General features: G+C 28.3%; 12 protein-coding genes and 1 other RNA gene. 12 read left to right on the top strand and 1 reads right to left on the bottom strand.

Annotation, left to right across the window (positions count from 1 at the left end):
* The first annotated feature begins 78 nt into the window (after positions 1-78).
* The 5 genes from ppdK (at position 79) to RGC78_RS04060 (ending at position 6,061) form a co-directional block, all read left to right on the top strand.
* Positions 79-2,712 carry a pyruvate, phosphate dikinase gene (ppdK, locus tag RGC78_RS04080; RefSeq protein WP_252212582.1) on the top strand — a complete coding sequence of 878 codons (2,634 nt, stop codon included), beginning with the start codon at positions 79-81 and terminating at the stop codon, positions 2,710-2,712.
* 284 nt (positions 2,713-2,996) lie between these two features.
* Positions 2,997-3,614 carry a hypothetical protein gene (locus RGC78_RS04075; protein ID WP_309556102.1) on the top strand — a complete coding sequence of 206 codons (618 nt, stop codon included), beginning with the start codon at positions 2,997-2,999 and terminating at the stop codon, positions 3,612-3,614.
* Positions 3,615-4,379, top strand: coding sequence for an ABC transporter permease (locus RGC78_RS04070; RefSeq protein WP_252212580.1), 765 nt, complete (start codon positions 3,615-3,617; stop codon positions 4,377-4,379). It begins immediately after the preceding gene.
* Complete coding sequence (locus tag RGC78_RS04065; RefSeq protein WP_252212579.1) at positions 4,372-5,085, top strand: ABC transporter ATP-binding protein; 714 nt, start codon at positions 4,372-4,374, stop codon at positions 5,083-5,085. Before RGC78_RS04070 ends, RGC78_RS04065 begins: the two co-directional genes overlap by 8 nt.
* 22 nt (positions 5,086-5,107) lie before the next feature.
* Positions 5,108-6,061: an NrtA/SsuA/CpmA family ABC transporter substrate-binding protein gene (locus RGC78_RS04060; RefSeq protein WP_252212578.1), complete on the top strand. Its 954-nt coding sequence runs from the start codon at positions 5,108-5,110 to the stop codon at positions 6,059-6,061.
* 348 nt (positions 6,062-6,409) lie between these two features.
* Here RGC78_RS04060 and RGC78_RS04055 read toward each other — a convergent pair whose 3' ends face one another.
* On the bottom strand, positions 6,410-7,477 hold the full coding sequence (locus RGC78_RS04055; protein ID WP_252212577.1) for a CotS family spore coat protein: 1,068 nt from the start codon (positions 7,475-7,477) through the stop codon (positions 6,410-6,412).
* A gap of 186 nt (positions 7,478-7,663) precedes the next feature.
* Between RGC78_RS04055 and RGC78_RS04050 the strand changes: the two genes are divergently transcribed.
* The 7 genes from RGC78_RS04050 (at position 7,664) to rnpB (ending at position 14,227) form a co-directional block, all read left to right on the top strand.
* The gene (locus RGC78_RS04050) at positions 7,664-8,692 is read left to right on the top strand and encodes a deoxyguanosinetriphosphate triphosphohydrolase (protein WP_252212575.1); all 1,029 of its coding nucleotides are present in this window, start codon (positions 7,664-7,666) and stop codon (positions 8,690-8,692) included.
* A gap of 250 nt (positions 8,693-8,942) precedes the next feature.
* On the top strand, positions 8,943-10,721 hold the full coding sequence (gene dnaG, locus RGC78_RS04045) for a DNA primase (protein WP_252212573.1): 1,779 nt from the start codon (positions 8,943-8,945) through the stop codon (positions 10,719-10,721).
* Positions 10,722-10,726: 5 nt separating this feature from the next.
* Positions 10,727-11,851, top strand: coding sequence for an RNA polymerase sigma factor RpoD (gene rpoD / locus RGC78_RS04040; RefSeq protein ID WP_252212571.1), 1,125 nt, complete (start codon positions 10,727-10,729; stop codon positions 11,849-11,851).
* Between the two features lie 92 nt (positions 11,852-11,943).
* A complete protein-coding gene (locus RGC78_RS04035; protein ID WP_309556100.1) occupies positions 11,944-12,630 on the top strand; it encodes a tRNA (adenine(22)-N(1))-methyltransferase in 687 nt (228 codons plus the stop codon).
* A 63-nt stretch (positions 12,631-12,693) separates the two neighbouring features.
* Positions 12,694-13,485: a Nif3-like dinuclear metal center hexameric protein gene (locus RGC78_RS04030; RefSeq protein ID WP_252212569.1), complete on the top strand. Its 792-nt coding sequence runs from the start codon at positions 12,694-12,696 to the stop codon at positions 13,483-13,485.
* A gap of 57 nt (positions 13,486-13,542) precedes the next feature.
* On the top strand, positions 13,543-13,779 hold the full coding sequence (locus RGC78_RS04025; protein WP_252212568.1) for a hypothetical protein: 237 nt from the start codon (positions 13,543-13,545) through the stop codon (positions 13,777-13,779).
* A 103-nt stretch (positions 13,780-13,882) separates the two neighbouring features.
* Positions 13,883-14,227: RNase P RNA component class A (gene rnpB / locus RGC78_RS04020), an RNA gene on the top strand.
* Positions 14,228-14,258 lie beyond the last annotated feature (31 nt).

Below are 14,258 nucleotides of genomic sequence, written 5' to 3'. Positions count from 1 at the left end.
AATCAGTGCTAACTACGAGATATTTTTTCTCGATAGTAAATATATGGTATAAAAATTTGAGAATGGGGGAGTATTGATATGACCAAAAAGTATGTTTATCTTTTCAATGAGGGAAATGCTTCAATGAGAAATTTACTAGGAGGTAAAGGTGCAAATTTAGCAGAAATGACTAATTTAGGCATTCCTGTACCTTATGGGTTCACAGTTACAACTGAAGCATGTAACAAGTACTATGAAGATGGTAAAGCTATTTCAGATGAAATTATAAATGAAATTTATAATAGTTTACAAAAACTTGAAAGTGTTAGTGGAAAAGAATTTGGAAACAATAAAAATCCACTATTAGTATCAGTAAGATCTGGAGCAAGAACATCAATGCCAGGAATGATGGATACTATTTTAAATTTAGGATTAAATGATGAAGTAGTAGAAAGCATGGCTAAATTAACTAATAATCCTAGATTTGCGTATGATTCTTACAGAAGATTTGTTCAAATGTTTTCAGATGTTGTTATGGGTATAGAAAACAGATTATTTGAAAATAAAATTGAAGAAATTAAAGATAAAAAAGGGGTAGAATTTGATACAGATTTAGATGAAAATGATTTAAAAGTATTGGTATCTGAATTTAAAGCAATATATAAAAAGGAAAAAGGGGAAGATTTCCCACAAAATCCTAAAACTCAGCTAATTGAAGCTGTAACTGCAGTATTTAGATCATGGAATAATCCTAGAGCTATTGTTTATAGAAGACTTAATGATATTCCAGGTGAATGGGGTACAGCAGTAAATGTACAAGAAATGGTTTTTGGAAATAAGGGTGAAACATCTGGAACAGGTGTTGTATTTTCAAGAAATCCAGCAACAGGAGAAAATGTTATTTATGGTGAATACTTAATGAATGCACAAGGTGAAGATGTTGTAGCAGGTATAAGAACACCACTTCCAATATCAAAGTTAAAAGAACAAGATCCTAAGATTTATGAGGAATTTGTTAATATTGTAAGTAAATTAGAAAATCATTATAAAGATATGCAAGATATGGAGATAACTATAGAAGAAGGAAAGTTGTATTTCTTACAAACCAGAAATGGTAAAAGAACAGCTCAAGCAGCATTAAAAATAGCTGTTGATTTGTTTAATGATGGAATGATAACTAAAGAAGAGGCTGTATTAAAAGTTGAACCTAAACAATTAGATACATTGCTTCATCCTACATTCTATACTGAGGCATTAAAAAAGGCCAATCCTATTGCTAAAGGCTTACCAGCATCTCCAGGAGCAGCTTGTGGTAAAATTGCATTTACAGCTGAAGAAGCTAAAGATAGAGCTGCTTTAGATGAAGATGTTATTCTGGTAAGGCTTGAAACATCTCCAGAAGATATAGAAGGTATGGTTGCCGCTAAAGGTATATTAACAGTAAGAGGAGGAATGACTTCTCATGCAGCTGTAGTTGCTAGAGGAATGGGAACTTGCTGTGTAGCAGGCTGTGGAACTATTAAGGTAGATGAAATTAAGAGAACTCTTAGAGTTGGAGATAAAGTATATACATCTAATGATTTTATTTCCATAGATGGTACTTCAGGAAATGTATATGGAGAAAAAATAAAAACTGTTATACCAGAAATATCAGGTTATTTTGCAACATTTATGTGTTGGGCTGATGAAATAAGAAAATTAAAAGTTAGAGCTAATGCAGATACACCAAAGGATGCCAAACAAGCGGTTGAATTTGGTGCAGAAGGAATCGGACTTTGCAGAACTGAGCATATGTTCTTTGCAGAAGATAGAATAATGGCAGTAAGACAAATGATTACATCTAAAGATGAAGAACAAAGAAGAGTTGCACTTGACAAAATATTACCAATGCAAAGAGGAGATTTTATAGGGATATATGAAGCTTTAGAAGAAAGACCTGTTACTATAAGATTGTTAGATCCACCTTTACATGAATTTTTACCAAGTACAGAGCAAGATATAATGACATTATCTAAGGAAATTGGATTAACTTTTGAAGAGTTAAAGCTTACAGTTGATAATTTACATGAATTTAATCCAATGATGGGGCATAGAGGTTGCCGTCTTGCGGTATCATATCCAGAAATAGCAGAGATGCAAACAAGAGCTATTATAGAAGCTGCTATAGAAGTTAAAACTAATAAAGGATATAATATTATTCCAGAAATAATGATACCTTTAATAGGTGATTTAAAAGAATTAAAATACGTAAAAGATGTAATAAAAAATACTGCAGAATCAGTATTAAAAGAAAAAAATATTGATTTAGAATATAAAATAGGAACAATGATAGAGATACCAAGAGCAGCATTAACAGCTGATGAAGTTGCAAAAGAAGCTGAATTCTTCTCATTTGGTACTAATGATTTAACTCAAATGACATTCGGTTTCTCAAGAGATGATGCTTCTAAGTTCTTATCTGATTATTATGATAAGAAGATATATGAACAAGATCCATTTGCTAAATTAGATAGAAGTGGTGTTGGAGCTTTAATTAAAATCGCAGTAGAAAAGGGCAGAGAAACAAGACCTGATATTAAATTAGGTATATGTGGAGAACATGGTGGAGATCCATCATCAATCGAATTCTGTCATGATTTGGGACTTAATTATGTTTCTTGTTCACCTTTTAGAGTACCACTTGCTAGACTTGCAGCAGCACAAGCACAAGTTAAGAATAAAAGACAAATGTAAGAGAAGTTAATAAAAAATGTAATTTATCAAAAAAAGTCTTATATAATGAGGGGTTAGAGCATATTTCATTATAAAATTATAGGGTATTATAACTTAATTTCAGTATTGATTTTAAGTATAATGCTCTATTTTTATGCAATTTATTAATGAAAATTTTACTTGGAGTAAAATGCTAAAAGTAAGAAACTTATTAAAAGTTAAATTTAATAAAAAAGTTGACATGCTATAATGGGAGACAGTATAATTATAAAGAAAATGATAATCAAAATCAATAAGGGGAAAAAATGAGCAAATTTTTATGGATTAATCCCGTAGCGGAGAAGATGTATGGAAAAGATATAAATACAATAGAAGAAGCGTTGATTAAAAAGGGTTATGTATTAGTAAGCTGTGAATCACAGTTAGATTATGTGAAAAAACAATATAAATCATATGCAGAGAAAAATAAAAATACTATTTTAGATTGTAGATGTCCACAAACTATTAAAGTATTAAAAGAATATGAATTAACAGATGGATATGATGTTCCAGATATTGAACCAATTTTAATTAGAACATCAAGAGTTTTATATGATAAATATATATCTAAAGAAAACGATTCTTTAATTATTACATGTCCATGTACTCAACTAAGAGATTTTACTGCAAAAAAGTTAGAAGATAAAAAAGAAATTATAGTATTAACATGGAAAGAGTTTATTGAAAGCGAAGAAATGAAATCTTTAGGCAAAATTAAAGCATCACCAATACCATTAGGATTTTTTGATAATACATTTGAAAACGTATTGAAATTATCAAATGAAGATATGATAATTTCAGCTATTAAAAAAAATCAAAAGAAATATGATATTATAGAAATGTTATATTGTAAAGATGGATGTAATAATGGAGATGGTCTATAAATGAAGATATGGAAACATATAAAAGGATATTTAATTTTTATAATCTTATTAGCTGCCTGGCAGATTGTTTGTGATATAGGAATTTGGAGTAGTTATATATTACCAACACCCCAAAAAGTATTTAATACATTCATAAATATGATTCAGAATGGAAGTATTTTTATACATATTTATACTAGCATGAGACGTGTATTTATTGGATTTGGAATTAGTGCAGTAATTGGAATTCCATTGGGAATAGCATTTGGAATGAATAACAATATATATGAGTATTGGAAGGTAATATTAAACTTTTTAAGAAATGTTCCACCTTTAGCAATGATACCAATGCTAATTTTATGGTTTGGAATAGGAGAAAGCACTAAAATAATAATTATTGTTTTAGCAGCATTTTTCCCAATATTCACAAGCACATTAAAGGGAATTCGTAATTGTGATCCTAAATTAATAGAAGTTGGAAAAGCATTTGAAATAAATAGATTACAAATAATAACAAGAATAATCATTCCTAATGCATTATTAGATATAGTGGTTGGATTAAAGTTATCATTAGGTTATAGCTTTAGGGCTATTATTGGTGCAGAATTAATTGCAGCATCATCAGGTCTTGGTTATCTTATTTCAGATGGTAAAGAAATGTCTAGAACTGATATTGTAATAGTAGGGATTATAGTAATTGGAGTATTAGGTGTAATTTGTGACTTTTTATTTGCTAAGCTTGTTAAAAAAGTAAGCAAAGGGAAGACGGTGGAAGCATATGAATAGCTCAAAATATAAATTAAAAAATGTTAATAAGATATATGAAATAAATGGACAGGAACATGTAGTATTAGAAGATATTTCATTAGATATATATTCAGAAGATATTACTGTAATACTTGGTGCAAGTGGTTGTGGAAAAACTACATTATTAAGAATTATTGCAGGGTTAGAGGAATTAAGTAATGGAAATATTGAATTTATTAAAGGAGATAAAAAAATAAAACCTAAGGTTGGATTGGTATTTCAAGAAAGTCGACTTATGCCATGGTTAAATGTTAGTGAAAATATAAATTTTCATAGAAAATCTTCCAAGAAAGATATAGAGTTATATCTTTCCATGATGCGGTTAGAGAAGTTTAGAAATTCATACCCTAATGAATTATCAGGGGGAATGGCACAAAGGGTAAGTATTGCACGAGCACTTTCATTTGAACCAGATTTTTTATTAATGGATGAACCTTTTTCGGCATTAGATTATTTTACACGAATGGATATGCAAAATGAGGTAATAGCAATTCATAAGGCTACTAATAAGGGAGTTATTTTTGTAACTCACGACATAGATGAAGCTTTAACTATAGGTACAAATATTATTGTGTTTACAAGTGACATGAATCTTAAACAATTTAATGTAAAGCAACAAAATAATGATGCTTTAGAAAATATTAAATTGAAAAAAGAAATTTTAAAAATATTAAGATATAAATAATAGAAAGAACAGGAGATAAAAAATGAATTTAAAAAAGATATTAACTACAGTATTAACATTAACATTGGTTACAACAAGTATAATTGGGTGTAAAACTACAAAAACAAATAATGAATTAAAAGAGATAAATCTTACATATGTAAAAGCACCACTAAATGTACCATCTATTCTTCAAAAAAATGATAATCTATTTAGTAATGAATTTGCTGATGATGGTATTACAGTTAATTTTCATGAAATAACATCAGGACCAGATCAAACTCAAGCTTTAGCAGCAGGAGAATTGGACTTTTTACATGCTCTAGGTGGCACATCTGCATTAATTGCAGCATCAAATGGCGTTGAACTAGAAATATTAAACACATATAGTAGATCTCCAAAAGGATTTATGATTTTGGCTAAAAATGAAGCTATTACGTCAGTAAAAGATTTAGTAGGTAAAAAGGTAGCTGGACCTAAGGGAACAATATTACATCAAGTATTAATTGCATCTTTACAAAGTGAAGGATGTAGTATTGATGATGTAGAATTTATTAATATGGGAATTGCAGATGCAGCTACAGCGTTAGAAGATGGAAGTATAGATGCTGCCTTGATTGCAGGACCAACTGCACTAAAGGCAATAAATTCAGGTAGTAGAGTTATAGCTAATGGTGAAGGATTAGTTGATGGAATTATTGTAACAGCAGTAAGCAAAGAATTTGCGGAAAAAAACCCAGAAATAGTTAAAAGATTTTTAAAAGTAGAAGAAGAAACATTAAATTATATAAAATCAAATTATGAAGAAGCAATGGAAAAGGTTGCAAATGAGGTTGGTTTAACAGTTGAAGAAACAAAAGAAATGTATGCATGGTATGATTTTTCTTTAGAAATAACAGATGCTGATATGAAATCATTAGAAGAAACACAAGAATTTTTAATACAAAATGGACTTCAAGAAACTAAAGTTGATGTTAAAGAATTACTATATAAATAGTTCAAGATATTTTGATTATGAGTAAATCAAAGAGATAAATAAAAAACCTTCTGAAAAGTGGTATTGATGATTTAGGAAAAGGTAATTCAGATATATTAAATACAGAAATTCATTGTATATGATAGCAGTAGTACAAGCTCAGGTTAAAAATAGTAGATAATAGTAAAAGATAAATTATATGTTGAAATAAAATATAAAAAGCACGTAATGGTAAATTCCATTGCGTGTTTTTTATTGTACAAAAAATTATAAAATTTTTATTTGCTTAAGTTTAATAATATCAATGGTCTTAGGAATATTGAATAGTAAAAATACTAACCACGAAGTAAAAGTGGTACAGCCACTTTTTTATACCAAAAGTATATTAAATTCATTTTTTATATTCATCAGTAATTCTAATGCAAAGTTATATTGAGTAGTACTCTTTGATGTTGTATTTTTTAAGAGTGTTAAAAAGGCAGTTTTATTGCATTTTGATATATTTCTATAATAATCCCTTGAAATTCTCCAATATTTTTGAGGAAAACAAATATAGGATAATAAATATCTTAAATCAGAAGGTGTTAATTTAAAGATTTCATTATAGGTTTTTATTATAGATAAAGCTAAATCAACATTCCAATTTGTATTTTCACGTTTAAGAAGTCTACGCATAAAGTAAGCTAAGTCTTTAGCGCAATAATCGATTTTACATTTATCAAAATCTATTATGCATGTTTCTAAATCTTTAGTGAAAATTATATTCTTATTTACATAATCACCATGACATAATGAAGTGCTTAAGTCTTCATTATCAATATTGTAAGCTATATCTAAAGAGAGTTTTGCAAGATATAAATTAACATCAAAATTAGATATAAATTCTTTAGAAAAATCATCCTTATATTTGAAAGCTTGATTAGATATAGTTAATAATTGTTCAAAATGTTTTAAGGTTGATATGTAGTAATCATCAAGACCTACCTTATATGAACTTCCTAGAATAGGTTGAAAATCTGTTGAAATTAGATGCATATTAGCAAGTTTTTTTATAGAAAGTATAACGTGGTTTAGATCATCAAAATTACATTTTACACCGTCAATCCAAGGTGTTAGTATAAATAGCATGTCTGAATAAGATACAAATCTATTATTATCAGTAGTGGGAATAAATTTTGGAACTTGTATACCGTATCTGTAAACCCATTCATTAGCAGAATATACATATAGTAAATCGGGTAAATCATAATAAACTTTTTTTAAACAATAGCATTTATTATTAGCTTCTACTTTATATACAGCTCTTTGTTTAGCAGTATCTTTAAATTTAACTACGTCTACCTTAGCATTTTGTAAATTATAATGTTTTAAAACAGTGTTTTTTATTATATCAGGTGATAGATTTGATTTTTCTAATAAATTTAATTCTGGTTCCATAAAATACTTCTCCTTATAAATTTATTCATTACTATGATATTAATAAAAAACTATAAATATACATAAAAAAGGAAATAAAAAATTAAAGTATAACAATAATTAATAAGGTTTTGGTAAATAATAATTTTATGAATTTATAAAGGATTTTAATGATATATATAGAATAGATAAGAAGAGGTGAAGTATATGAATATAAGGGAAAAAATTGAGTATTTTGAAAACTTGACATTTATTAAGGAAGCCTCTTTTTCCTCTCACTCTTTAGGAAGGAATAAACAAGAAGATGATGATGATATTAGAACTTGCTATATGATTGATAGAGACAGAATTATTCATAGTAAGTCATTTAGAAGATTAAAACATAAAACTCAGGTATATATAAAAACATTTGGTGATCATTATAGAACCAGATTAACTCATACCTTAGAAGTTGCACAAGTAGCTAGGAACATAGGCGTTGGTATCGGATTAAATGAAAATTTAATTGAAGCTATAGCGTTAGGACATGATTTAGGTCATGTTGCATTTGCACATAATGGAGAAGAGGTTTTAAATGAATACTTAGAAGAAGGCTTTAGGCATAATGAGCAAAGTGTTAGAGTTGTAAATAAGTTGGAGAATGATGGAGAAGGACTTAATTTAAGTAAAGAAGTTCTTGATGGAATACTAAATCATAGTGGATTTGGTGGGAAAAGTAATAAATCATTAACATTAGAAGGCACTGTAGTAAAGTATAGTGATAAAATTGCTTATTTAAATCATGATATAGATGATTCCATAAGAGCTGGCTTATTAAAAGAAAGTGATATTCCAAGTGATATAAAAAAAGTATTAGGTAATTCTTCAGATGAGAGAATGGAAAAATTAATTAAAAATTTTATAAAAACATCAAACAATAATATTGAAAATGGAATCAAGAAAGTTTCCTTAGATGAAGAAACTGAAGAAATAATGATTAAACTTAGAAAATTTATGTTTGAAAATATATATTTAGGAGATACATTAAAGGTGGAAAGAGATAAGGCGAAATTTATATTAAGGCAACTTTTAAATTACTATAGTAATAAACCGGAAGAAATGCCGGAATTATATAAGGATATAGTAGAAAAAGAAGGTTTAGAAAGAGGTGTTGCAGATTATATAGCTGGAATGAGCGATGATTACTGTTTATCTTTGTTTAATAGATTGTATGTTCCTAAATTAGTAATATATTAGCTGTTTAAATAAATTTATAATGGTAAAGCTAGAATCAAGAATATCTAATGTATTCTTGTAGTATAAAATACCAATAAATTGGGCAAACAAATTTTGTAATGAAAAAAGAGGATTATAAGGTAAAAAAAAGAATTATTAATTCAATGACATAATATAAAAAAATTTTTTTGGATAATTAAGAAGGAAAAGTGAGTATGATGTCGAATATTATATAATTGTTGAAAAATTAAGTAAGGAGGGAGATGTCTCCTTGCAAATTCCACAAGAAATTATTGAAAAAGTAAAAGAACAAACTGATATAGTGGATATTATATCAGAAAGTGTAAGATTAAAGAGAACAGGAAAAAATTATATAGGGTTATGTCCGTTTCATAGTGATAAAACACCATCATTTAGCGTTTCGCAAGAAAAGCAAATATATAAATGTTTTGCATGTGGAGAAGCTGGTAATGTTTTAACCTTTATTATGAAACAAAAAAATCTTACATTTGTAGAAGCGGTAAAGTATTTAGCTAATAAAGCTAATATTCCTATAAATCTACATTCTAACGAAACGCCTCAGTTTATTAAAAAGAGGGAGATATTATATAAAATTAATGTAGAAACTGGAAGATATTACTTTACTAATTTGCAAAAAATACATTTAGCAAAAGATTATTTTCTTAACAGAGGAATAAAAGAAGCAACTATAAAGAAGTTTGGACTTGGATATTCTAAGAATAGTTGGAGAGATCTGATTACTTATTTAAGAACTAAGGGATATAAAGATGACTTTTTAATAGAAGCAGGATTGGTTTCAAAAAATCAAGAGAAAGGAAATATATATGACAGATTTAGAAATCGAGTTATGTTTCCTGTTTTTGATGTGAAAGGTAGAGTCATTGGGTTTGGAGGAAGAGTATTAGATGATTCAAAACCTAAGTATTTAAATTCACCTGAAACTACAATATTTCAAAAAGGAATTAATCTTTATGGATTAAATTTTGCAGTCAAAAACAAGCTTAAAGAGGATTATATGATAATTGTTGAAGGGTATATGGACTTAATAACGCTTCATCAGTATGGGGTAACAAATGTTGTTGCGTCATTGGGAACAGCTCTAACTAACAATCAAGCTAAACTCTTAAAGCGATATACGAACAATGTTATTATATCATATGATGCAGATATTGCAGGGCAAACAGCTACTTTAAGAGGTCTTGAGATACTTAGAAATTCTGGTTTTGAAGTTAAGGTACTTGTAATTCCACAAGGAAAAGATCCAGATGAGTTTGTAAGAAGTAATGGAAAAGATGCTTTTTTAAAACTAGCAAGGGAAGCACTACCTTTAATTGAATACAGAATTAAAAGAATAAGAGAAGGCATAAATTTAAAGGACAGAAATAATTTAATTAGGTATGGAGAAAAAGTAGCAGAAATTTTAGCAGACTTAAATCCAGTAGAAAAAGATGTATATATAAAGAAAATTTCAGAAGATACTGGTATAAAAGAACAGGCACTATATGATTTACTTTCACAAGTAATGTCAAAAAACCAAAAAGAAGATAATTATGTGAATAAAAAGGAATATTTTGGAACAAAATTATATATAGAGCCTGCATATTTAAAAGCGGAAAGAGCTTTACTTAAATTAATGTTAAACGAAGAAATCTATGACCAAATTAAAGATAGTATGAGCTTAGAGGATTTTATATTAGATTCTCATAAAAGAATATATTCTTTAATATTAGAAGCTAAAAATGAAAATTCTAATAATGTAGAATCATATGTGGAAAATAGATGTGATGAAATTGAAAGTTCAAAAGAATGGATTGAGATAAAAGAACTTGAGATTCTAGACTTAAGTAACAAAGATAAGTTAATCAATGATTATTTAAATGAAGTAAAGTGTTTTAAACTACAATTAGAAATCAATGATTTAAAAAATGAACAAAAAAGATTGGAAGATAAGGGAATGATTGAGGAGTCTATAAAACTTGCAGTTAAGTTAACAAATTTAGAAATATTGAAAAAAAGAAAGAGAGGTTAATGGTCATGGCAGAAGGAGGTAAAGAAAGTATGGAGCAAAAAGTTAAGAATAAGACCGAAAAAGGAAAAGAAGATAAAAGTGCTAAAATGGCCATGGTAAAAGGTCTGATTGATAAAGGTAAGAAAAATGGTTCTTTGACTTATAAAGAAATTATGGATGAAATAGATCATATAGATTTAAGTCCAGAGCAAATAGAAAAAATTTATGAAGTACTTGAAATGATGGGAATTGAAGTAATCGGTGGTGCAACTGATGCACCAGAAGTTGAAGAAGAGATAGATTTAACAGTTTTAGAAGGAATTGCAATAGATGACCCTGTTAGAATGTACTTGAAGGAAATAGGTAAAGTACCTTTATTATCATCAGAACAAGAAATAGATTATGCTAAGAGAATTGAAGAAGGCGATCCAGTAGCTAAGAAGAAACTTGCAGAAGCTAATTTAAGATTAGTAGTAAGTATAGCTAAAAGATATGTTGGTAGAGGTATGTTATTCTTAGACTTAATTCAAGAAGGGAACTTAGGTCTTATAAAAGCAGTAGAGAAATTTGACTATAGAAAGGGTTTTAAATTTTCTACTTATGCAACATGGTGGATTAGACAGGCAATAACTAGAGCCATTGCGGATCAAGCTAGAACTATTAGAATACCAGTTCATATGGTAGAAACTATCAATAAGTTAATAAGAGTTCAAAGACAATTATTACAAGAATTAGGTAGAGATCCTTTCCCAGAAGAAATTTCAAAGGTAATGGAATTACCAGTAGATAAAGTACGTGAAATTCAAAAAATCGCTCAAGAGCCAGTATCATTAGAAACACCTATTGGTGAAGAAGAAGATTCTCACTTAGGTGACTTTATACCAGACGATGAAGCTCCAGCTCCAGCAGAAGCAGCAGCATTTACAATGCTGAAAGAACAATTAATAAATGTATTAGATACTTTAACTCCAAGAGAAGAAAAAGTTCTAAGACTAAGGTTTGGACTAGATGATGGAAGAGCTAGAACCCTTGAAGAAGTAGGAAAAGAGTTTAATGTAACAAGAGAAAGAATTAGACAAATTGAAGCTAAAGCATTAAGAAAGCTTAGACATCCATCAAGAAGTAAGAAATTAAAAGATTACCTAGATTAAAAAGCACCTTTACAGGTGCTCTTTTTTATAGTATAAGAAATTATAGAATTTTTTGAAATTTAAATAATGATAAATAGAAGAGGAGATAAATTATGGATTTAAGCAAAAGATTAAATTGGATATTAGAATATGTTGATAAATGTGATGCTGTAATGGACGTAGGAACTGATCATGGATATATACCAATTTACTTAGTAAAAAATAAAATGGTAGAAAAAGTAATTGCAAGTGATATAAATAAAGATCCACTTCAAAAAGCAAAGATTAATGCTTCATTAGATGGAGTTATAGATAAAATAGATTTACGTTTAGGGGGAGGTCTTTCACCTTTAAAGAAGAATGAAGTACAAGGTGTGATAATAGCTGGAATGGGTGGAAATCTAATAAGAGATATATTAGAAGAAGATATTAATAAAGTTAAAAAATTAGATTATTTAATTCTTCAACCAGCTCAAAATCCAGAAGTATTAAGAGAATACTTATATAATAGCAATTATGAAATTTTAAATGAAGACTTATGTTTTGATGAAGGTCAATTTTATGAATTATTTAAGGTGAAATATAAAATGGGAGAAAACACCAAATTAGATCCTATATTTTATGAAATAAGTCCAATAATGTTAAAAAACAATAATAAGTTAATAAAAGAATATATAAAGAATAAAGTTGAAAAATATAATAAAATTTTATGCTTCATAAAAGAAGAAACTGAATCTGCTAAATTAAGAAAAGAAGAACTACATAATAAAATAAAAATTCTAGAAAATTTTATAAAATAATAGCTATTGAAAAAATACAACCATGTTTTAAAATACATCAAAAAATACAATGGAGGGATTTATATGGTTTTAGTAAAAGATATTGCAAATATCATTGAGGAAAAAGCTCCTAAATTTTTAAAAGAGGATTTTGATAATGTTGGATTAATGGTTGGAGATGAAAATAAAGAAGTAAAAACAGTTTTATTAGCTTTAGACTGTACTAAAAAAGTTATAAAAGAAGCTATTGATAATAAAGTTGACTTAATAATAACTCATCATCCTCTAATATTTAAAAAGCCTAAAAGTATAATAAATGGAGATTTATTAGGTGATAAAGTTATAGATTTAATAAAAAATGATATAAGTTTATATTCATGTCATACTAATTTAGATTCTGCTAAGGATGGAATTAATGATGCATTACTTGAATTATTAGATTTGAAATATAGTAAAATAATTGAAAGTTCTAATATTAAAGGATTTGAAGAATGTGGACTAGGCAGAATTGTAGAACTAGAAAAAAATATTAATATTGAAGAAATAGTAAGTAATCTTAAAGAAAAACTAAATATTAAAAATATGAGAGTTGTAAAAGGTGATAATCATATAAATAAATTAGCAATAATTAATGGTAGTGGTCAAGATTTTTTCTATATGTGTAAAGAACTTGGAGTAAATTGCATAATAACTGGTGATACAACTTATCATTTTGCTTCTGATTTTAAAGAATATGGGATCAATATAATAGATGCGGGACATTTTTCAACTGAATGGTTAGCATTTATAAAAAGTTTAGAATTCTTAAAGAATAAATTTAAAGAAATAAAGTTTATAGTTTCAGAAAAATGTGAAGATCCATATGATTTTATTTAACTAAATTAAGTAATATCTGCATATATTAATTGTGAGAGCAATTTATAGGTGTGTATTATGGGAGATGACAATAATAAAAGTTTTAAACATATGTGCAAAAATATGAGGAGATGTTTTAGGGGTGGTAGAAGAAGAGGTGGGTGGTTTCCATTCTTTCAAGGTCCTTGTCCTTGGTACTTTTGTCCTAAAGCTGTAGTAGGAGCAATGATACTTGCATCACTACTTTTATGTGGGGTTAATATTTATGGTGTATTAATAATAACTTTATTAATATTATTATTTATTTTGGTGTGAAATAACAATATTTAGTAACTTTATCACTTAGCTTAATAATTACCAAAAAAATTATTAAATTTTTATTTGTAAAATTATAAGATGTGTGATAATATAAATCTTGCGAGCAAAACGTGCAATCGCTGCTGGGCTTGACCCAGGAGAGGAAAGTCGGGGCTCCATAGGGCAGGGTGCTGGATAACGTCCAGTCAAGGCGACTTGAAGGATAGTGCAACAGAGATATACCGCCTAAGTTTACTTAGGTAAGGGTGGAAAGGCGAGGTAAGAGCTCACCAGCGTGATGGTGACATCACGGCTATGTAAACCCCACTTGGAGCAAGACCGAATAGAGAGGCATTAAGGGATTGCCCGTCCCGCCTCCGGGTGCGTCGCTTGAGCTCATTGGCAACAATGAGCCTAGATAGATGATTGCTTAATACAGAACCCCGCTTACGGCTTGTCTCGTACAAATATAAAGAACACTAGGTTAACGTCTAGTG

Origin of the sequence: Clostridium aquiflavi (assembly GCF_031344075.1) — a bacterium.
GTDB lineage: Bacteria > Bacillota > Clostridia > Clostridiales > Clostridiaceae > Clostridium > Clostridium aquiflavi.
This window is presented reverse-complemented; position numbering and strand designations above follow the sequence as displayed.

What these genes read in the sequence shown, in the direction of transcription:
- RGC78_RS04050 (WP_252212575.1), top strand. Translation starts at nt 7,664, where the DNA reads ATGAATATAAGGGAAAAAATTGAGTATTTTGAAAACTTGACATTTATT.
- RGC78_RS04055 (WP_252212577.1), bottom strand. Translation starts at nt 7,477, where the DNA reads ATGGAACCAGAATTAAATTTATTAGAAAAATCAAATCTATCACCTGAT.
- ppdK (WP_252212582.1), top strand. Translation starts at nt 79, where the DNA reads ATGACCAAAAAGTATGTTTATCTTTTCAATGAGGGAAATGCTTCAATG.
- RGC78_RS04075 (WP_309556102.1), top strand. Translation starts at nt 2,997, where the DNA reads ATGAGCAAATTTTTATGGATTAATCCCGTAGCGGAGAAGATGTATGGA.
- RGC78_RS04035 (WP_309556100.1), top strand. Translation starts at nt 11,944, where the DNA reads ATGGATTTAAGCAAAAGATTAAATTGGATATTAGAATATGTTGATAAA.
- rpoD (WP_252212571.1), top strand. Translation starts at nt 10,727, where the DNA reads ATGGCAGAAGGAGGTAAAGAAAGTATGGAGCAAAAAGTTAAGAATAAG.
- RGC78_RS04065 (WP_252212579.1), top strand. Translation starts at nt 4,372, where the DNA reads ATGAATAGCTCAAAATATAAATTAAAAAATGTTAATAAGATATATGAA.
- RGC78_RS04025 (WP_252212568.1), top strand. Translation starts at nt 13,543, where the DNA reads ATGGGAGATGACAATAATAAAAGTTTTAAACATATGTGCAAAAATATG.
- RGC78_RS04060 (WP_252212578.1), top strand. Translation starts at nt 5,108, where the DNA reads ATGAATTTAAAAAAGATATTAACTACAGTATTAACATTAACATTGGTT.
- RGC78_RS04030 (WP_252212569.1), top strand. Translation starts at nt 12,694, where the DNA reads ATGGTTTTAGTAAAAGATATTGCAAATATCATTGAGGAAAAAGCTCCT.
- RGC78_RS04070 (WP_252212580.1), top strand. Translation starts at nt 3,615, where the DNA reads ATGAAGATATGGAAACATATAAAAGGATATTTAATTTTTATAATCTTA.